The 20,283-nt window shown below is 71.9% G+C and carries 16 protein-coding genes and 1 pseudogene; 11 read left to right on the top strand and 6 right to left on the bottom strand.

Translation table 11 applies throughout. The annotated features are described in order from the left end of the window. The 5 genes from ACZ4Z3_RS20650 to ACZ4Z3_RS20630 form a co-directional block, all read left to right on the top strand. On the top strand, positions 1-624 hold a 624-nt coding region (locus ACZ4Z3_RS20650), incomplete at its 5' end, for a zinc-binding dehydrogenase (RefSeq protein ID WP_468502341.1). Next, positions 621-1,382, top strand: coding sequence for an SDR family oxidoreductase (locus ACZ4Z3_RS20645; protein ID WP_468502340.1), 762 nt, complete (start codon positions 621-623; stop codon positions 1,380-1,382). The genes ACZ4Z3_RS20650 and ACZ4Z3_RS20645, both read left to right, overlap by 4 nt. Before the next feature lie 59 nt (positions 1,383-1,441). After that, positions 1,442-2,440, top strand: a complete 999-nt coding sequence (locus tag ACZ4Z3_RS20640) for an aldo/keto reductase (protein ID WP_468502367.1) — start codon at positions 1,442-1,444, stop codon at positions 2,438-2,440. Between the two features lie 149 nt (positions 2,441-2,589). Further along, positions 2,590-5,694 (top strand): RICIN domain-containing protein, encoded by a 3,105-nt coding sequence (locus ACZ4Z3_RS20635; RefSeq protein WP_468502339.1) that lies wholly within the window; start codon positions 2,590-2,592, stop codon positions 5,692-5,694. 79 nt (positions 5,695-5,773) lie between these two features. Beyond that, a complete protein-coding gene (locus ACZ4Z3_RS20630; RefSeq protein WP_468502338.1) occupies positions 5,774-6,217 on the top strand; it encodes an RICIN domain-containing protein in 444 nt (147 codons plus the stop codon). Positions 6,218-6,271: 54 nt separating this feature from the next. On the opposite strand, the gene ACZ4Z3_RS20625 is transcribed toward ACZ4Z3_RS20630, so the two are convergent. From ACZ4Z3_RS20625 to ACZ4Z3_RS20610, 4 genes are read right to left on the bottom strand one after another with little or no spacing between them, the layout of a single operon-like run. Continuing rightward, positions 6,272-7,999 (bottom strand): ABC transporter ATP-binding protein, encoded by a 1,728-nt coding sequence (locus ACZ4Z3_RS20625; protein ID WP_468502337.1) that lies wholly within the window; start codon positions 7,997-7,999, stop codon positions 6,272-6,274. After that, positions 7,996-8,811 carry an ABC transporter permease gene (locus tag ACZ4Z3_RS20620; protein WP_468502336.1) on the bottom strand — a complete coding sequence of 272 codons (816 nt, stop codon included), beginning with the start codon at positions 8,809-8,811 and terminating at the stop codon, positions 7,996-7,998. Before ACZ4Z3_RS20620 ends, ACZ4Z3_RS20625 begins: the two co-directional genes overlap by 4 nt. Further along, entirely contained in the window at positions 8,808-9,833 is a 1,026-nt protein-coding gene (locus tag ACZ4Z3_RS20615; protein ID WP_468502335.1) for an ABC transporter permease, read from the bottom strand. The genes ACZ4Z3_RS20620 and ACZ4Z3_RS20615 overlap by 4 nt, the downstream gene beginning before the upstream one ends. Then, positions 9,818-11,353: an ABC transporter substrate-binding protein gene (locus ACZ4Z3_RS20610; RefSeq protein ID WP_468502366.1), complete on the bottom strand. Its 1,536-nt coding sequence runs from the start codon at positions 11,351-11,353 to the stop codon at positions 9,818-9,820. The genes ACZ4Z3_RS20615 and ACZ4Z3_RS20610 overlap by 16 nt, the downstream gene beginning before the upstream one ends. A gap of 282 nt (positions 11,354-11,635) precedes the next feature. Between ACZ4Z3_RS20610 and ACZ4Z3_RS20605 the strand changes: the two genes are divergently transcribed. Genes ACZ4Z3_RS20605 through ACZ4Z3_RS20585 form a run of 5 tightly spaced genes read left to right on the top strand, consistent with a single transcriptional unit; the run spans position 11,636 to position 17,513 of the window. After that, positions 11,636-12,625: a TauD/TfdA family dioxygenase gene (locus tag ACZ4Z3_RS20605; protein WP_468502334.1), complete on the top strand. Its 990-nt coding sequence runs from the start codon at positions 11,636-11,638 to the stop codon at positions 12,623-12,625. Beyond that, entirely contained in the window at positions 12,622-13,644 is a 1,023-nt protein-coding gene (locus ACZ4Z3_RS20600) for an ornithine cyclodeaminase family protein (RefSeq protein WP_468502333.1), read from the top strand. Before ACZ4Z3_RS20605 ends, ACZ4Z3_RS20600 begins: the two co-directional genes overlap by 4 nt. Beyond that, positions 13,635-15,002 (top strand): alanine racemase, encoded by a 1,368-nt coding sequence (locus tag ACZ4Z3_RS20595; protein ID WP_468502332.1) that lies wholly within the window; start codon positions 13,635-13,637, stop codon positions 15,000-15,002. Before ACZ4Z3_RS20600 ends, ACZ4Z3_RS20595 begins: the two co-directional genes overlap by 10 nt. Before the next feature lie 13 nt (positions 15,003-15,015). Continuing rightward, entirely contained in the window at positions 15,016-16,068 is a 1,053-nt protein-coding gene (locus ACZ4Z3_RS20590) for a cysteine synthase family protein (protein ID WP_099967770.1), read from the top strand. Positions 16,069-16,112: 44 nt separating this feature from the next. Continuing rightward, entirely contained in the window at positions 16,113-17,513 is a 1,401-nt protein-coding gene (locus tag ACZ4Z3_RS20585) for an MATE family efflux transporter (RefSeq protein WP_468502331.1), read from the top strand. Between the two features lie 98 nt (positions 17,514-17,611). On the opposite strand, the gene ACZ4Z3_RS20580 is transcribed toward ACZ4Z3_RS20585, so the two are convergent. Continuing rightward, on the bottom strand, positions 17,612-19,420 hold the full coding sequence (locus ACZ4Z3_RS20580) for an ABC transporter ATP-binding protein (protein WP_468502330.1): 1,809 nt from the start codon (positions 19,418-19,420) through the stop codon (positions 17,612-17,614). 53 nt (positions 19,421-19,473) lie between these two features. After that, a complete protein-coding gene (locus ACZ4Z3_RS20575; RefSeq protein ID WP_468502329.1) occupies positions 19,474-19,689 on the bottom strand; it encodes a hypothetical protein in 216 nt (71 codons plus the stop codon). A gap of 165 nt (positions 19,690-19,854) precedes the next feature. Between ACZ4Z3_RS20575 and ACZ4Z3_RS20570 the strand changes: the two are divergent. After that, positions 19,855-20,283: pseudogene (locus ACZ4Z3_RS20570) on the top strand (MFS transporter); the annotation flags it as partial.

The raw sequence follows: 20,283 nt of genomic DNA, 5'->3' as shown, positions 1-20,283 counted from the left end.
GTCGGCCGGGCACAGGTCACCAAGGGCGAGAAGGCCGTGGTCGTCGGCGGCGGACCGGTCGGCGTACTCATCGCCCTGGTCGCCCGGGCCGCCGGAGCCCAGGTGCGAGTGGTTGAGCTCAGCGCCCACCGCCGTGCGCTGGCCCAAGGACTGGGCCTGACCGTCTGGGATCCGGCCGCCTACGACATCGGCGCCCTGGTCCGCGCATGGACCGCCGACGCGGGCGCGGACGTGGCGTTCGAGGTGTCCGGTGCGGCCGGCGGCGTGGACACCGCCGTCGAGGTGCTCGGTGTGCGGGGGCGGTTGTGCCTGGTCGCCATCCACCCCCGCCCGCGCGAGGTGAACCTGCACCGCTTCTTCTGGCGCGAACTCACCCTCGTCGGCGCCCGCCTGTACGACCGCTGCGACTTCGAGAACGCCGTCGCCCTGGTCGCCGACGGCACCATCCCCGCCGACCGGCTGATCAGCAAGGTCGTCCCCCTCACCCAGGCACCCGCCGCGTTCGAGGCGCTGGAGGGCGGCGGCGACGTGATGAAGATCCTCGTCGACTGCACCGACAACACCGCCGACCACTCCGACGACACCGCCGACCACTCCGACGACACCCAGGGAGCGGCCGTATGAGCGCCTTCGACCTCACCGGGAAACTCGCCGTCGTCACCGGAGCCCGCCGCGGCATCGGCCGGGCCATGGCCCGCGCCCTCGCCGCCGCCGGAGCCGACATCATCGCAGTGAGCGCCGGCCTGGAGGAATCCGGCAGCGACATCGAGAAGGACGTCACCGCCACAGGCCGCACCTTCGAAGCCATCCGCACCGACTTCGCCGACCCCGACGCCGTCCACGCCCTCGGCGCCGCCCTCGCCGGACGCGAACGCCCCGTGGACATCCTGGTCAACAACGCCGGCACCATCCGCCGCTCCCCGGCCGCCCAGCACAGCGACGCCGACTGGGAGTTGGTGCTCCAGGTCAACCTCAACGCCCAGTTCGTCCTCACCCGCGCCGTCGGCGCCACCATGGTCGCCCGCGGCCACGGCAAGGTCATCTTCACCGCCTCCCTGCTCAGCTACCAGGGCGGCATCACCGTCCCCGGCTACACCGCCGCCAAACACGGCATCGCCGGACTCACCAAAGCCCTCGCCAACGAATGGGCACCGCACGGCGTCAACGTCAACGCCATCGCCCCCGGCTACATCGCCACCGACAACACCCAAGCCCTCCAGGACGACCCCGTCCGCAGCAAAGCGATCGTGGACCGCATCCCCGCCGGACGCTGGGGCAGCCCCGACGACCTCGCCGGCGCCACCGTCTTCCTCGCCTCCGACGCCGCCGCCTACATCCACGGCACCACCCTGCCCGTCGACGGCGGATGGCTCGGCCGATGACCGGCGGCCCCGACTCCGTACCGGTCCGCGTCGACGTCCGCGTCCACGAGGAGGACGTCATGCGACGCCGGAGGGTCGCCCGCACGTCCGTCGAACTCACCGCCCTCGGGTTCGGCGCGGCGGTGATCGGCAACCTGTACCGCACCACCTCGGAGGCCGACGCGTCGGCCGCGGTCGACGCGGCCTGGGACGCGGGCATCCGGTACTTCGACACCGCGCCGCACTACGGCCTCGGACTCTCCGAACAGCGCCTCGGGGCGGCCCTGCGGCAGCGCCCTCGGGACGAGTACGTCGTCTCCTCCAAGGTGGGCCGGCTCCTCGTCCCCAACGAGCGTCCCCAGGGCGTCGACAGTGAGGGCTTCGTCGTCCCGGACGACCTGCGCCGGCAGTGGGACTTCAGCCGCGACGGCGTGCTCCGCTCCATCGAGGACTCCCTGCGCCGCACCGGCCTCGACCGGCTCGACATCGTCTACGTGCACGACCCCGACGACCACTGGCGGCAGGCCGCCGACGAGGCCCTGCCCGCTCTGGCGGAGCTGCGCGACCAAGGGGTCGTCGGGGCCATCGGCGCCGGCATGAACCAGTCGGCCATGCTCGCCCGTTTCCTGCGGGAGACCGCCGCCGACGTGGTCATGCTCGCCGGGCGCTACACCCTCCTCGACCAGTCGGCGCTGGACGACGTGCTGCCCGCCGCGCGGGAAGCGGGCAAGAGCGTCGTCGCGGCCGGTGTCTTCAACTCCGGGCTGCTCTCGCGTCCACGGCCCGCCGAAGGCATGAAGTACGACTACCGGGACGCTCCCCGGGAACTGGTCGCCCGCGCACGGGCGATCGCGGAGATCTGCGAGGAACACGGCACCAGCCTTCCCGCCGCCGCCATCGCCTTCCCCACAACCCATCCCAACACCGTCAACGTCACGCTGGGCATGCGTGACCGCGCACAGGTGACGCAGAACGTGGCACTCCAGCGGAGCGCCGTACCCCGGGCGCTCTGGGACGACCTCCGTGAACGAGGGCTGATCAGGCAGGACGTCCCCATCACCGTCGGCGGTGTCCCTTGATGCCGCTGAGGTGCGAGGGCGCACCACATCCGCTGCCACTGGAGAAGCACTGAGGAAGTCGACCCGTTCGCGAAATCGCACCGACCGCACCCCTGGAGCCGCCGCATGAACGCTCTCCCGACCGACCGATCCAGCAGGAGGGGCAGACGATGAATCCCTTCCCCTCCACCGTCCGCAGGCTCTCGGCCGTACTTGCCACGGCCCTCTGCGCGACGCCGCTGGCCTCCCTCACCCTGTCGACCCCGGCCGCGGCAGCGGTCCAGGCCACCTACTACGTCGCCCCCGACGGCAGCGACACCAACGCCGGGACGATCTCCGCGCCGTTCAAGACCCTGCGGCACGCACGGGACGTCGTACGCACGGTCAACGACGACATGACCGGCGACATCAACGTCTTCCTGCGCGGCGGCAACTACCCCGTGAGCAGCACCGTCGACTTCACGTCGGCCGACTCCGGGACGAACGGCCACCGTGTCGTGTACGCCGCCTACCAGAACGAGAAGCCGGTGCTGAACGGTGGCGTCCCGGTGGCCGGCTGGACCCAGCACAGCGGGAACATCTGGAAGGCGTCGCTGAACCGCGACGACAAGCTCCGCGCCCTCTACGTCGACGGCAAGCGTGCCCAGATGGCCTCGAAGACGATCGACTCGGCCGGATGCCAAGGGTCCTACTCCGTCACGGCCGGCCAGGCCCCCTGGGCCTGGGAGTCGGGTTCGCACTGCGACGGGGCCAAGTACAGCCTCTCCGACCTGCCCGCCGTCGCGGCCAACCAGGACGACGTCGAGATCAAGTCGGCCACGACGTGGACCACGGCCATCGTGGGCGTCCGTCAGATCACCACGGGCTCGGACGGCGCCAACCGCGTGGCCCTGTTCCAGCAGCCGGGTGCGGCCATCGCCCAGGCACCGCCGTACGGCCCGTTCAAAGCCGGCGGCAGTCATACGTTCATGAACGCGTACGAGTTCCTGGACAAGCCGGGCGAGTTCTACTTCAACAAGACCACCCACACGCTGTACTACTACAAGTCCGGCTCCGAGGACATGACCACGGCGAAGGTCTTCGCGCCGAACAACGTGTCCACCCTGCTCAAGATCGCCGGCACGTCGAGGACCGACCACGCGCGGAACATCACGTTCTCCGGGCTCACGGTCGAGCACTCCGACTGGAACCTGGTCGATGTCGCGGGCTCAGTCTTCCGGCAGTCAACGCAGGGCAACACCATCTCGACCGTGTACGCGAAGAAGAACTTCCACGCGTACACCTACCGCAACGTCGACCTGCCGCCGGCCGCCGTCCAGATCGAGAACGCCGACGGCATCACCCTACGGCGCAACACGGTGCAGCACACCGGCGCCGACGGGATCACCCTGGCCAACGACGTGACGGACTCGCAGCTGACCGGCAACGTCACGAATGACATAGGCGGCTCCGCGATCACCGTGGGGCACCCCCAGCACGTGTACATCGGGGACTACACCTCGACCAACAACGAGAAGTACCCGGTGAACGTCGAGGGGATCTGCAAGAACATCTCGATCACGAACAACTACCTCCACGACAGCGCGGTGTTGTTCGAGGCCTCCAGCCCCGTCTCGGCGTACTTCGTGGACTCCCTGTCCGTGGAGCACAACCGGATCGAGAAGTCCCCGTGGGCGGGCATCACCCTCGGCTGGGGATGGTGGAACTTCGACGGTTCGACGAACTCCATCAATCCCGGGAACCCGACCACCACGGCGAAGAACAACACCATCAAGTACAACGAGATCTTCGACACGATGCAGGTGCTCGGCGACTCCGCTCCCATCTACACGCTGGGCAGCCAGCCGGGAACGGAGATCAGCGGCAACTACATCAAGGGCGTCCCGGCCGGCCACAAGTACGGCCTGCACCCCGATGAAGGCTCCGCCTTCATCAACTACCACGACAACGTGTTCGACGTCGACCCGGGCCTGGCGTACACCGTCAACTCCGGCACCTGGGGCCGGCAGCACGACCTGAGCATCACCAACAACTACGGCACCCTCAACAAGATCGCGGGCAGGAACGTCCCGAACAGCACGATCACGGACGTGAAGGGCTACGGGGACAACGTGTGGCCGTCGCAGGCGTACGGCATCGCCCTGAACGCGGGTGTGGAGGAGGCCTACAAGGACCTCCTGCCCGCCGCGGCCACGGCTGCGCAGGACTACGCGCTGCCCGCGAGCACGTTCGCCGGCACGGGCGTGATGACCGTTCCGGTGCGCAGCCCCAAGGACGCGACCAAGACGCTGTGGCTGGCTCCCGCCGGTACGACGACGTTCGCCGCCGGTCCCACCATGACCAGCGCGAGCGGCACCGCGACGAGCATCCGCGTCCCGCAGACGGCGGGTGACTACCGGCTCTACGTCGTGAACGCCCAGGGGAACGCGTCTCCCGCGTCGAACGCCCTCGTGCGGCAGCGCTGGAACCACGTCGACGACAAGGCCGCGGGCGTGACCTACTCCGGGACCTGGTCGAACTGGAACGACACGAAGGACATGAACGGGTCCGAGAAGTTCACGGGCACCGCGGGCAACTCCGCCGAGTTCTCGTTCACCGGCACGGGCGTGCGGTACCTCAGCATGACGCAGCCGAACATGGGCAAGGTGGACGTCTACATCGACGGCACCCTGGCCCAGGCGGGCATCGACGCGTACGCCTCGACGGTGACGAAGCAGGTGCCGCTGTTCGAGAAGACGAACCTGGCCGCGGGCCCGCACACGATCAAGGTCGTGTGCACCGGCACCAAGAACGCTTCCTCGTCCAACACCGTCTGCGCCCTGGACGCGTTCGCCTCGATCCAGTTCCCCGCGAAGAACGCCAACTACAAGCTGGTCAACAAGAGCAGCAACAAGGCCATCGACGTGTCAGGCGGATCGTTGACCGCCGGAGCCAACGTCATCCAGTGGAACGACACCGGAGCCGGGAACCAGAACTGGCGCTTCGCCCCGGTGGGTGACGGCAGTTACGAGATCGTCAGCCGGAACAGCGGCCTGCTCATGGACGTCAGCGGTGCTTCCACCGCGGACGGCGCGACCGTCATCCAGTCGTCCGACACCAACGCCGCGAACCAGCGCTGGACTCTGGTCGCCGACGGAAACGGCTACTACAAGATCAGGAACGTGAACAGCGGCAAGTTGCTCTCGGTGCCCAACTCGACGGCGGGCACGCAGCTCGCGCAGACGACGGACACGAACGCCGACAGCCAGCTGTGGAAGGTGGTCAACGTGGACTGACCCGTCAGCCACCGCGCCGCGGCGACGGTGCCGGCTCTTGCGGCCGGCACCGGCTCGGTCCGTCACGACCGATGCGGCGTTGCTCGCCGATATCCACCATCTCGTCAACCGCGGAACCGGGCGCTGTCTCGACGCCTTCTACTCCGGCGGCGGTGAGAACGGTAAGGCCGTCGGGCTGTGGGACTGCAATGGCGGCATCAGCGAGCAGTGGCGGCTCGTCTCCTCGGGCAACCCCGGCTACCCTTACGCCCTCGTGAACGCGCCCAAGGGGCGCTGCCTGGACTATCCCGCCGAGTCGGGGGGCGCCGTCGGCCGGCAGTTCAAGCTGTGGGACTGCAACCGTTCGGCGTCGCAGAACCTCAAGCTGGTGCTCTACGGCAACTTTTACAAGATCTACGTGCATCGCAACGGGACCGCGCCGATGGACGCCTACGCCAGCAGCGGCGGCCTCAACGGCAACCCGGTCGGCATCTGGAACGAGACGGGCAGCCCCCTCCAGCACTGGACGCTGCAGCCGTACTGAGCTGCGAGGGGGCAGCGCCGCCCTCTGTTCCCCCGGGTCCTGTCGGCGCCGACCTCAGGCCACCCCCGCCGGTGTTCGCAGAAGCGCGCGGGTCGCCTCGTGGGCGGGGGCGGTGAAGACCGTCGCCGTGGGGCCGGACTCCACGCTGCGGCCCGCTTCGAGGACGGTGACCGTGTCGGTGCGGTCGGCGATCAGCGGGAGATCGTGGCTGATGAGGACGAGGGCCGTGCCGCGCTCCTCCCGCAGCCTGACCAACAGGTCCATGATCGACTCCGCGGTGCCGGTGTCCAGTGCCGAGGTCACCTCGTCGCAGATCAGCACGTCCGGGTCGGCCGCCAGGGCCCGCGCGATGGCCACGCGCTGACGCTGTCCGCCGGAGAGTTCGTGCGGGTAGCGCGAGGTGAACTCGGCGGGCAGACCGACCTGTTCGAGCAGTTCCGCCACCCGGGCCGGCACCGCGCCGGACGCGCACCGCCGGTGCAGGCGCAGCGGTCTGCCGAGCGCGGCGGCGACCGTGCGGCTGGGGTTCAGCGCGCCGAGCGGGTTCTGGGTGACCAACTGGACGCGGCGGCGCTGTTCGCGGCTGCGCCCGCGCAGGCCGGTGCTCAGCGGCGCCCCGTCGAGACGGATCGTGCCGGCGGTGATCGGCTGCAGCCCGACCACGGCGCGGACGAGCGTGGTCTTGCCGGAGCCCGAGGCGCCGACGATGCCGGTCGCCGCCCCGGGACCGACGGTCAGCGAGACACCGTCCAGCGCGGGAACGTCCGAACGCCGGCCGAACACCACGCAGAGACCGCGCACGTCCAGTACGGGGACGTCCGCCGATCCGGTCCCGGCCCCCCGGTGCCGCGTCCGGCCCTCGATCGGGCCCTGCTCCGCGTCCCCGGCCCGGTCCTTCGCCAGGTCCCCCCGCGAACGCCCGGTCGAGGACCCCACCGGGCCCCCCGCCCGGCGCGCCACTCGACCCTCCGCCGGGTCCCCCGCGCGGTTCCCCGCCCGGTCCTCGGCCCGCCCCTCAGGCGGACACCCCGACACACCACCCCGCTGGGACGGACCGGGTGCGGGCGTCCCCGACCGGAGTTCCACCACCTCGTCCGCGACGCGTTCCACGAGTTCGGGGTCGTGGCAGGAGAGCGCCACCGCCAGATCGTGCTCGCGGGCCAGGTGGCGCAGCAGGTCGCCGATGTCGTCGCGGAGTTCGGGGTGGAGGCCGGCCGTCGGCTCGTCGAGGAGGAGGAGCCGGGGTCGGCGAGCCAGGGCGCGGGCGAGGGCCACCCGGCGTTGCTGTCCGCCGGACAGGGCTGCCGGGCGCCGGGTGACGAGGGTGCCGTCGTCGGGGAGCCGTACCTCTTCGAGGAGGGCCCGCACCGCCTGCGGGGTCCGGTCGTCGCTGAGTTCGCGCAGGAGCGAGCGGACCCGCATCCGGGGGTTGAGGCCCGAGCCGGGGTCCTGGCCGACGAAGGCGAGCCGCTCGCGGCGCAGGGTGCGCAGGTCCCGTTCGGAGAGGGCGAACACGTCGTGGCCGAGGACCTCGACGTGTCCGAAGGCGCGCTCGGTGCCGGGGGGCAGGAGTCCGGTGAGGGCGCGCAGGAGCGTGGTCTTGCCCGAGCCGGAGGGGCCGGTCAGGGCCGTCAGCCGGCCCGGGCGGAGGGTGAGCCGGGCGTCCTGGAGGAGGATCCGCCCGTCGTGGGCGGTGACGGTGAGGTCGGTGATCCGGGCCGCGGGGGTCGCGGCGGGCGCGGGAGGGCCGTCCTCCCGGTACCTGTCGGGTGTGTGGCTCACAGGACGGTCACCGCCTTCCGGCCGGACTGGGGTGCGAGGGCCGCCGCCGCGAGGTTGACGCAGAGGGCGAGCAGGCCGATGGCGAGGCTGGGGGCGACCACGGGCCAGGGGTTGAGGAGGATGCCGGAAGAGTTCTCACGGATCATCAACGCCCAGTCCGCGGCGGGGGGTTGGGGCCCCACCTGGAGGAACCCGGCGGTGGCGACGAGGTAGACGGCGGCGACGAAACGCAGGCCGAAGAGGGCGAGCAGGGTGGCGCGCAGGTTGGGCAGGACCTCCCGCAGTACGAGGTGCCACAGCCGTTCGCCGCCCGCCGCGGCGGCCTCGACGTAGCCGGAGGCGGCCACCGGGGCGGCGGCTCCGGCGGTGAGCCGTACCGCGTACGGCACGCCGAGGACGACGGCGGCGGCGATCACGGCGAACCGTCCGCCGTCCGGCCAGGACAGGGTGACGAGGAGGATGCCGAGCACCGCCGGCAACAGCATCAGCACGTCGGCGATCCGTTCCACCAGGCGTCCGACGCGCGGGCGCAGCGCGCCGACCGCGCCGAGGACCGCGGCACCGCCGGTGACCAGCGCGGCGACGAGCAGCGAGGAGAGCACCAGGTCGCGGCCGCCGGCGAGCAGCCGGCTCAGCACGTCCCGGCCCAGTTGGTCACCGCCGAGCAGAGCGTCGCCGCCGGGTTCGGCGTACGGGGCGGCGACAGGGGCGTCGATGGGATGGGGGGCTAGCCAGGGCCCGGCGAGGGCGAGGGCGAGCAGCAGCAGGGCGGGCAGCACGCGGAGGGCGACGGCGCGGGTGCGGGGGCTCATCGGCGTCCTCCCGCCGTCATGTCCCGGACGAGGTCGGCGAGCAGCAGGACGCCGGTGATGACCGCGCCCGACAGGGCCGTCACGCCGGCGATGACGGGGCTGTCGCGGTCGGTCACGGCGGAGGCCAGGACCGACCCGATGCCGGGGTGGTTGAAGATGGTTTCGACCACGACCGCGCCGCCGAGGAGCATGCCGGTGGAGGTGGCGAGGCCGGCGGTGATGGTGGGCAGGGCGCCGGGCAGGACGTGGTGGGTGAGGACGCGGTGCGGGGGCAGGCCGTCGAGGACGGCGGTCTCCACATGGGGGGCGCGGGCCTCGTCGGCGAGGGCGGCGCGCACGATGCGTACGTTCCAGCCGGCCTGCGGGACGGTCAGGGCGAGCACGGGCAGGATCAGCATGGTCCAGTCGGCGGGGGTTCCGTCGGCGTCGGTGAGGGTGACCGCGGGCAGCCAGCCCGTCCACAGCGAGAGCAGCAGGACGAGGGCGACGGCGACCACGAACTCGGGCAGGGCGAGGACCGCGGTGGCGGCGCCGGAGACGGCGCGGTCGACGCGTCCGCCGGGCCGCAGCGCTGCCCAGCAACCGAGAGCGAGGGAGATGACGGCGGTCAGCAGCAGGGCGAGGCCGCCGAGGAGGAGGGTGTTGGGGAACGCCGAGGACAGCAGGTCGCTCACCTTCTCGCCGCGCGCCGACACCCCGAGGTCGCCGGTGGGCAGGCCGCTCATCCAGTCCCAGAAGCGTTCGAGGACGGGCCGGTTGAGGCCGAGGAGTCTGCGTCGGGCCTCGGTGTCGGCGGCGCTCTCCCCGCGCTCGGAGGTGGCGTCGGCGGCGTCGCCCGGCAGCAGTTCGACGGTGACGAAGACCAGCGCGAGGAGCACCGCGAGAAGCGTCGCCCGTTTCAGGACGACGAGGCCGACCCGGGCGGCGAGCGGGGCGAGGGGAGCACGCGATCGCCGGGCCTTCTCCCCGTGGGGAGAGGGCCCGGCGGGTGCGGCCGTGTCAGCGGTCAACGGGCCAGCCATGCCCGCTCGAGCTGGACGCGGCCGTAACCGGGCAGTGTGGGCAGCCCGTTGACCTTGGATCCGGCGAGGTCGATGCCGTCGGCCATGCCCCACAGGAGGTAGCCGGAGCTGTCGTGCTCGATCCGCTGGAGCCGCTTCAGCAGGGCGGTGCGCTCGCTCGCGTCGGCGGTGCCGATGGCCTTCTGGTAGGCCGTGTCGAACTCCTCGTCCTTCCAGCCGGCCTCGTTCTGGCCGCTGTCGGAGACCATGGTCTTGCTGGCGAAGAAGACCACCGAGTCGTTGGTGCCCCAGTAGGTGGTGTAGAGGTCGCCCTTGAGCCAGGTCTTGTCCCAGAAGGTGCCGGACTCCTGCTTGACGACCTTCACTTTCACGCCGGCCTCGCGGACCTGGGTGGCGAAGAGGGTGGCCGACTCGGCGAGGCCGGCGATGTCCTCGGTGGTGTACAGCTCGTACGTCTTCGACGTGTCGAACTTGGCCTCCTTCAGGAGTTCCTTGGCCTTGGCGAGGTCGCGGGTGCGCTGCGGGATGCTCTTGTCGTAGGCCGGGTCGCCGGTGCCGAGGATGTCGTTGGCGACGGTGCCGTAGCCGGACAGGACCTGCTTGACCATGGCCTCGCGGTCGACGGCCAGGCGCAGCGCCTCGCGGACCTTCGCGTCGGCGAACGGGCCGTCGGCGGTGCGCAGGACGATGGGCATCGCCATGTCGTTGGGGCGGCGGACGGTCTTGATGTCCTTGCGGCTCTCTGCCGTGCGGGCCGCGACGGCGCCGACGTTGGAGGCGAGGTCGATCTGGCCGGCGAGCAGGGCGCTCGCCATCGCCTGGGGGCTCTCGAAGATCTTGACCTCGATGGCGTCGAGGTGGACGTCGCCGCCGTACCAGTCGTCGTTGCGGACGAGGCGGGCGTTGCCGCCGCGGAACCAGTCGAGCTTGAAGGGGCCGGTGCCGGGGGCCTTGGCGATGTTCTTGTCGGTGGTGCCCTTGGGGACGACGAAGGTGGTGAGGCGGACCAGCAGGGGCAGTTCGGCGTTGGCGTAGTCGGAGACGATCACGACCGTGTCGGTGCCGTCGGCGGAGATGTTCTTCTCCTGGATGCCGGGCAGCCGGGAGGCACCGGCGGGGGTGGCGCGCAGCCGCTTGAGCGAGAAGACGACGTCGTCGGCGGTGACGGGGGACCCGTCGTGGAACTTCGCGCCCTTGGCGATCGTGAACCGCCAGGTCTTCAGGTCGTCCGAGGCCTTCCAGCTCGCGGCGAGGCGGGGCTCGGTGTTGGGCTTGGTGCCGGGGACGGTCAGGGTGTCGTAGATCAGGCTGAGAATGAGGTAGTCGCTCTCGTTGGCCTGGCTGCCGTGGGGGTCCCGGGTGATGGCGCCGGCCCTGCCGAGGGCGCCGACCCGCAGGGTGCCGCCCTTGACGGGTTCGGCAGAGCCGCCGCCGGCGGCCGCGTTCGGCTCCTCGTCGCCGCCCCCACCGCAAGCGGTGAGCAGGGCGCCCGCGCCGATGGCGCCGCCGAGCCAGAGCATGTGACGTCGCGTCAGCTCCACGTGTTCCTCATTTTCCCGCAGTTGACCGAGATTTGCTTAGCCTTACCTACCTTGCACAACTCCCGTGTGACAAGACCGACTTCGCGTGATCCAGATCTTACTTAGGTAAGCCTTGCCTGTCATCTGGAGCCTGGCTATGTTTCACCAGGGCTTCCCGGCGCCGCACCGACCACGCGGCCCGCTCCGGAGGGCCTTCTTCTCCATGCCCGTAGACCAGCAACGCGCCGCCCCGCACCCCCCGCACTGGAACGGACAGTCACCATGCCCACGGGAACCGCACCCGTACGCCTGCTCGATTCCGACTCGGTGGCGGAACTGACCGCCGCCGCCCGCACCCTCCTGGCCAGGTACGACGGGTCGTCGACCCACCCCGACCTGCTGGCCGAAATCCCCACCGCCACCGCCTCGTTGAGCGACGCGATACGCCACGCCTGCCGCCCCGTCGACACCGCCGAGGGCCTGTTCGTGCTGCGCGGCCTGCCCGTCGACGACACCGAGATCGGCCCCACACCGGGCCACTGGTCGACGGCCGGCGACGCCGGCGCCGTATACGACGTGGTCCTGCTGCTCCTCTCGACGGTGATGGGCACTCCCATCGCCTGGGAGGGCCAGCAGGAGGGCCGTTTCGTCCACAACATCGTGCCGTCCCCCGGCCACGAGGAGGAGCAGACCGGCGCCAGCAGCAGTGTGCTGCTCAGCCCGCACACCGAGGACGCCTTCCACCCCGGCCGGGCCCATCTGCTGGTCCTCGGCTGCATGCGCAACCACGACTCCGTCGCCACCACCGCCGCCAGCATCCGCCAGGTCGAACTCGAAGACCGCGAGGTGGAGTTGCTCAGCCGTCCGGTGCTGCCGATCCTGCCCGACGACGCCTACGAGGAGGCTCAGGGCTACGCCGGCGAGCCACCGGCCGTGCCCACGCTCTGGGCGTCCGAGGAGGGGCTGACCCTGCGCTTCGACCCCGCCTACACCCCGCTGGACCAGGCACCCGAGGACCACCGCGCGGCCTACGCCCGGCTGGAGGAGGAACTCGCCCGCGTGAGCGTCGCGGTGAGCCTGAACCCCGGCGAGGTCCTGGTCGTCGACAACGACCTCGTCGTCCACGGCCGGGTCCCCTTCCAGGCCCGCTACGACGGCACGGACCGCTGGCTGAAACGTTCTTCCGTGCGGGTCGGGGGCCGCGCCACCAGGCCGCCCGCCGAGAAGTCGGAGCACGGCTACGGCCAGACCGCCGTGGAGGCGTACGCATGACCCGCATCGACACCCCGGAAGGAACGGCCGTGGCGCCCGACGACAAGACACTGCGGATTCTCAGCACCAGCGACGTGGCCGGCATCGACATCACGCTGACCGATGTCGTCTCCGTGGTGGAGCAGGCGTACCGCACCCTGGCGGACGGCCGCTCCGACAACCCGCGCAAGCTCACCGTCAAGCCCGAGGACGGCCACTCCGTCGCGTACGCGATGCTCGGCCGGGACGGGGTGCGCGGGGTCGTCGCGATCAAGACCTCCTACAAGTACGGCCTCCACGAGGACCGCGACAAGCAGCACTACTACACGACGCTCACCCTCTACGACGACGAGACCGGCCTGCCGGTCGCCATGCTCGACTGCGGCCGCATCGGCGCCCTGCGCACCCCGGCGGTCTCCGCCCTGCTGGCCCGGGAGCTCGCCGCCCCGGACAGCCGCAGCGCCCTCGTCATCGGCACGGGCACCCAGGGCCGGCTCGCGCTGCCGTTCCTGCTGACCACCCTGCCGGACCTGGAGCGCCTGATGCTCTTCGGCACCCACCCGGACGGCATCCGGGCCGTGCGCGAGCAGCTCCACGCGTACTTCCCCGACCGGGAGCTGGAGATCGTCACGGACCTCAGGGCCGCCGCCGCGGACGCGGACATCGTCCTCGCCACCGCCGGACCGGGCACCCCCGCGTCCGTGGAGGCCGAGTGGCTGAGGCCGTCCGCCCTGTCGGTGCTGATCGGCTACGGCATCGCGCCCTCCACCCTGCACACCGCCGACCGCGTGATCGCCACCAGCGAGGCCCAGATGCGGGTCACCGGCACGGACATGGCCGACGCCGACGGCGAAATCCGGGCCGTGCACGCCGAGTTCCCGGAGGTGCTCGCGGGCCGCGCCGAGGGCCGCACGGAGCCGGGGCAGCGGATCTTCGCTTACAACAGCGGGCTGGTCGTCACCGACATCGCCCTCGGCCACCGGTTCGCCCAGCTCGCGCTCGCCCAGGGCCTGGGCACGGCGGTGCCGCTGTGGACGTGACGACCGCCCTCCCCTCCCACACCACCGAGGAGGTGCGCGCGCTCCTCGAACAGCCCGGCAGCTCACTCCTGCACGAGCTGGGCCACGGCCTCGGCGGCCCCTACCACGTGCTGTTCCCGCGGCGGTTCGACGCCAACGCCGCAGCGTTCCGGGCGGCGTTCGCCGCGGCGGGCGTGGACGGGCGCGTGTACTACGCCAAGAAGGCCAACAAGGCGTCCGTGTTCGTGGAACGGGCCGCCGTGGCGGGCCTGGGCGTGGACGTGGCGAGCCACGGGGAGCTGCGCGAGGCGCTCGCGGCCGGGGTGCGCGGCACCGACCTGGTGATCACCGGCCCGGCCAAGGACGACCATCTGCTGCGGGTCTCCGTGCTGCACGGGGCACTGATCGCCGTGGACGCCCTCGACGAACTCGGCCGCGTCCTCGCCCTGGCACGCGAACTGGACCGCACCGCCCGGGTGTTGCTGCGCCTCCTTCCGCCGGGGCAACCGCACAGCCGCTTCGGCCTGGACGACACCGAGACGGCCACGGCCCTCGGCCGCTGCCGCACCGAGCACGTGGACATGGCGGGGTTCAGCTTCCACCTCTCCGGCTACGACATCCAGGAACGGGCCGACCTGGCCGCCCGGGCGGTACGACTGTGCGCGCACGCCCGCACCCTCGGGCTGCGCGCCGACAGGGTCAGCGTGGGCGGCGGCTTCGCCGTGGACTACGTGGGCGCGGACGACTGGCGCCGCTTCCACGAGAGCACCCGGCCCGAGCACTTCCACCGGCACAAGACCTTCTCCGGCTACTACCCGTACCACTCCCCCGTCGCCGGCGCGGACGCCCTCACCGCCCTGCTCGCCTCGACCCCGGCGGACGAGACGTCGAGCCTGGCCGACCTGGTGCGTCAGGCCGGGGTGACGCTGCTCGTCGAGCCGGGCAGGGCACTGCTGGACCAGGCGGGATGCAGCGTCTTCCGGGTCCAGGGCGTCAAGGAACGCGACGGCTACGACATCCTCACCGTGGACGGCAGCAGCCTCAGCCTGTCCGAGCAGTGGTTCGAGAGCGAGTTCCTGCCCGACCCGGTCGTCGTCCCCGCCGACCGGGCGGACCTCGCCGACGCGGGCCCGTACCCGGCCTGTGTGGGCGCCGCCACCTGCCTGGAGTCGGACCTGCTGACCTGGCGCAAGATCCCCTTCCCCGTCCGCCCGGCCACCGGCGACCTGCTGGTGTACCTGAACACGGCGGGCTACCAGATGGACTCCAACGAGTCCCCGTTCCACGAGCTGCCGCTGCCGCCCAAGGTCGTCGTCGAACCGCCGGCCCCCGACTCCCCCTCAGTCCGCCCCCACTGGCGTCTCGACCGCCACCCGTAGGGAGTTCCCCGCCATGAGCCACCCCCACCCCCTGCACCGTCCGCCCGTCGTCCGCCAGGTCTCCGAACTCATCGGCGCAACACCGCTGTTCGAGCTGTGCCGCACGGAGAGCGACGCCCGGCTGCTGCTGAAGCTGGAGCAGTTCAACCCGACCGGGACGGCGAAGATACGCATGGCCCGGCAGATGGTCGTCGACGCCGAGGAGCGCGGGCTGCTGCGCCCCGGCGGGCGGATCATCGAGTCCACCTCCGGCAACACCGGGCTCGGGCTCGCCGTGGTCGCCGCCGAGCGCGGCTACACGTTCACCGCGGTCGTCGACCACCACGCGTCCAAGGACAAGCTGCGCGCCATGAAGGCCATGGGCGCCGAACTGGTCTACGTGGCCGCCGAGGGCGACGAGGACCTCGCCACGGCCGCGCGCGAGGAGCTGGCGGAGCGGATGGCCGCCGAGTCGGACAACGCGTACTTCACCGAGCAGCACAACAACATGGCCAACGGCGTCGGTTACCACCCGGTGGCCCGGGAGCTGGACGCCGCGCTGGACGGCCGTATCGACATCCTGATCGGCGCCGTCGGCACCGGAGGCGGGCTGTTCGGGACCGGGGGCGCGCTGCGCGCGACCGTGCCGGACGTGCGGATCGTGGGGGTCGAGCCCAAGGGGTCCATCGCCTTCGGGCCGCCCGCGCACGACTACCACCAGTCGGGCACCGGCACACCGGAGGGCGCGACGATCGGCGCCATGGTGGACTACAGCCTGCTGGACGAGGGCGCGAAGGTCGGTGACGTCGAGGCGTTCGCCACGGCCCGCGCGGTGGCCCGCCGCACCGGGCTCATGCTCGGCGGCTCGGCCGGCGGAGTGGTGTACGAGGCCCTGACCCGGATGACGTCCCTCGCGCCGGGGACGACTATGGTCGCCCTGATCAACGACGGCGGGGAGAAGTACCTGGACACGGTCTTCGACGACGACTGGATGGGCGCCCGGGACCTGCTCTCCCCCGACACCGAACGCGAGGTGGACGAGCTGCTCGCCAAGCTCCGCCGCGTCGCGCCGGACGTCCAGGGGTAGTTCGTCCCGTCGTCAGCGTCCCCCCACCTCAGGAACGGAAGTCGATGCCGCCCGCCCTCGCCCGCCTCCTCGGCGACAGCCGCGCCCTCGCCACGCTGGCCGTGCCGCTGGCGCTCACCCAGCTCGCGCAGGTCGCCCTCACCACCACCGACACCATCATGATGGGCCTGATCGGCACCGAGGCCCTCGCGGCGGGCGGCCTCGCCATGGTGATCTTCAACCAGTTGCGCACCATGGGCGTCGGCATGGTCACCGCCGTCGGCAACCAGGTCGCGGCGGCCGACGCGCGGGCGGAGTCGGCCGACGCGCCGGAGGTCGCCCAGGACGAGGTCCGGGACCTGGTCCGGGCGAGCCTGCTCCTCTCGACCCTCGTGGGGGTCGTCGGCGCCGTGCTGATGGTGCTCATCGGGCACGCCGTGATCTGGCTGGGCCAGGACCCCGAGGTGGTCGACGCCGCGAAGCCCGTCCTCTACACGATGGCGCCCGGCCTGATCCCCTGCCTGTGGTTCCAGGCGATACGCCAGTTCACCGTCGGCATGCGCCGCCCGCAGGCCCTGCTGCGCATCACCCTCGTCTCGATCGCCGTCAACGCCGGCCTCAACTGGGCCTTCATCCACGGCACCTGGATCCTCCCGGAGCTGGGCCTGCCCGGCATCGGCCTGGCCACCAGCCTGGTGTACGCGCTGTCCTGCCTGGCCCTGTACCTGTCCGCCCGGCGCGACCCCCGGCTGGCTCCCGTCCTGTCCCTCAGCGTCTGGAAGACCCGCCCCGCCACACTGCGCCGGCTGACCGGACTCGGTACGCCGATCGCCGCCACCTACGGCTCCGAGGCGGGCTTCTTCTTCGTCGTCGCCCTGTTCGCGGGCAGCTTCGGCACGGCGGCGCTGGCCGCGCACACCGCCGTCAACCAGCTCGTCTACATCGTCTTCCAGATCGCCGTCGGCCTCTCCCACGCCGCGTCCATCGGCGTCAGCCGGGAGCTGGCGCTGCACAACCTGGCCGCCGCCCAGCGGCTGAAGGCCACCGCCCTGGCCTGCGCGGCGGCGGTGATGGCCGTGGTCGGACTGGTGTACGTGACCGCGCCCGGCCTGGTGCTCGCGCCGTTCTTCGACACCGGTGACACCAGGGCGGTCGACATCGCCACCCAACTGCTGCTGGTCGCGGCGGTGCTGCAGTTCTTCGACTGCGCGCAGAACATCGGCGTGGGCCTGCTGCGCGGCCTCGACGACACCAAGGGCGGTTTCCGCGTCACCCTCGTCGGCTACTGGCTCGTGGGCCTGCCCGCCGCTGCCCTGCTCGGTTTCGCCGTGGGGCTGGACACCCTCGGGATCTGGCTCGGCCTCCTCACCGGCCTCGCCACCACCGCCGTACTCCTTCTGCGTCGCTTCGACCGGGGCCTCGGCCGACTGCCCCGGCCCACGCAAGCGGAGCCCTCCCAGGCCTGACCGACGGCGGCACGACGACCAGGTCGCCGGGGGCTACGGCGCTCACGGCGTCACCGGCCTCGCGTCACTCGGCCGTGCGGCGGCCGGCGTACCTCAGCTCACGCGTCGGCCGCTCCGGTGGGGGCCAGGAGCTGCGTGGCGGCCAGCCGCGCGTACAGCTCGTCCTCGGTCACCAGTTCCTCGTGGGTGCCGACGGCGCGGACCCGTCCGGCCTCCATCACGACGATCCGCTCGGCCTCCGTCACCGTCGACAGGCGGTGGGCCACCACCAGCACGGTGGTTTCGCGGGCCACTTCCGTGAGGACGTCCCGCAGCGCCAGCTCGTTGACGGCGTCGAGCTGTGAGGTCGCCTCGTCCAGGAGCAGCAGGCGGGGCCTGCGCAGCAGGGCGCGGGCGACGGCGACGCGCTGCCGCTCACCGCCGGACAGCTTGGAGCCGCGGTGTCCGACCGGGGTGTCCAGGCCGTAGGGCAGGCGCTCGACGAGGGTGTCGAGCTTCGTGCGGGCCAGGACGTCGCGGATGTCGTCGTCGCTCGCGCCGGGCGCCGCGAAGACCAGGTTCTCGCGGAGCGTGCCGGCCAGCACCGGGGCGTCCTGCTCGACATAGCCGATCGCGGCCCGCAGCCGGGGCAGCGACCAGTGCCGTACGTCCTCGCCGTCGACGAGGACCCGGCCGCCGGTGACCTCGTGGAACCGCTCGATGAGCGCGAACACCGTCGACTTGCCCGCACCGGAGGGACCGACGAAGGCCGTCGTCCCGGCGGCCGGCACCTCGAAGCTGACCTGGTGGTGGACGTAGGGCAGACCGGGCCGGAAACGGAAGGACACCTCCTCGAAGCGGACCGACGCCGGGCCCGGCACCGCCGCCTCCCGCCGGGGCGGGGTGTCCTGCCGCCCGATGACCGGCTCCGTCGCCAGACGTTCCACGGCCGCGATCCGGGAGATGGCCGCCGCTCCCTCCTGGTAGGAGGACGCGGCGTCGACCAGCCGGGACACCGGCTCCATCAGATAGAAGAGGTACAGCAGGAAGGCGATGAGGGTGGAGACCGGGATCTGCCCGGACGCCACGCGCGCCCCACCGACCGCGAGTACCGTGAGGAAGGCCAGCTGGACGGCGAGTTCGTCGGCCGAGCCCGCCGCGGCCTCCCACTTCGCGCCCTTCACGCCGTGCCGCCAGGCCCGCCGCGCCGCCGCCTCCACGCGGGCGGTCTCCCGGCCCTCGGCGCCGGACGCCTTCACCGTACGGAACGCCCCGAAGGCCCGCTCCAACGCGACGGAGATGTCCCCGACCGCCCGCTGCGACCGTTCGGTGGCCCGCGCGATCCGCGGCATCACCAGCGCGACGGCCCCGCCGACCAGCACGACCACGCCGAGCGTCACACCCAGCAGCACGACGTCGAGGAACGCCATCATCACGATCGCCGCGACGAACGCGACCGCGCCCGTGGCCGCGGAGACGACCGCCTGCGTGCTGACCGCCCGCAGCAGCGTCGTGTCCGAGGTGACGCGGGACATCAGATCACCCGGCGGGATCCGCTCGAACTCCGCGATCCGCAGCCGCAACAGCCGCCCCACCACGGTGCGTCGAGCGGCCAGGACCACCGACTCCGCCGCCCGTTCCAGCGTGTACGCGCCGAACGCCTCGACCGCCGTGCCCACCACCACCAGCACGGTGAGCCCGATCAGTATCCCGGTGATCGTCCCACCGGAGGACATCCGGTCCACCAGCGCCTTCGTGGCCAACGGCTGCGACAGCGCCCCGGCGGCCCCGACCAGGGCGCACAGCAGGCCGAGGACGACGGCCCACCGGTGGGGCCGGACATACGCGTACAGCGCCCTGACCGTCTCCCGGGCGGACAGGGACGTCTCGGTGGACTCCTCCGTCGTCGGAGCGGATGCCGTGTTCACCGGGTTCCTTTCCTCGGCGGTCCGTTGCGGACCGGGGGTGCTCATGTGCCGGCTCAGCGGACGAGTCCGGCCGTTCCCGTGGCGAGGGCGCGTACCAGCGCATCGGGGACCTCGGGGTGGAGAACGACCAGGACGAGGGCGCCCACCGCCAGCATCAGTCCGAGGAACTCCAGGAAGTCGCCCCGGCGGGGGACGACATCACGGCCGGGTACGTCGGCCGCTGACGCGAGGGGGGTGTCGGGCTCCTCGTGCCGCGCACGGTGTGTCATGCCTCCAGCCTGGAAGACCTGCCTCCGCACGCCCATCCGGCACCCGTCGGGTCGACCCCCGCCGAGTGGCGGAAGGAGGTCATCACCAGGTCGCACACGGGCCGGGGCGGACAGAAATGCGGCTGCCGGGCTCCGCTCGGGTCGCGTAGCGTGCGGGGCATGTCGAGCGGCGGCTTCATGGGCGTGGGCGTCGCCGGCCGGCTGTCCGACCGGCGCCCGGTCGAAGTCCTCGCGGTCGGCGGACCGTTGCTGCTCCTCGGCTGGCCGGCCCTGGCGCTGCTCGCGGACGAGCCGGTCGCGCTGCTGGTCCTCGTGTGCGTGCAGGGCGCCCTGTCGTTCGCGCTGGGCGGCACGCTGATCGCACGGGTCCTCCACGAGGCGGCGGGAGCACCCACCATGGCCGGCTCGTACGCGACGGCGGCGCTCAACATCGGCGCCGCCGCCGGTCCCGTCGTCGCCGCGACCACCCTCGGCACCCGGGCCGGGGCCCTCGGGCCGCTGTGGGCGAGCGGAGTTCTCGTCGCGGTCGCGCTGCTCGTCGCGCTCCCCCTCCGTACCGCCGTCGCGGCCCGCGGCACGGAGGAGCGGGCGTGA

The organism is Streptomyces sp. NPDC030296, assembly GCF_055572815.1.
The sequence above is the reverse complement of the archived record's forward strand: the minus strand, read 5'-3'. Positions and strand labels throughout refer to the sequence as shown.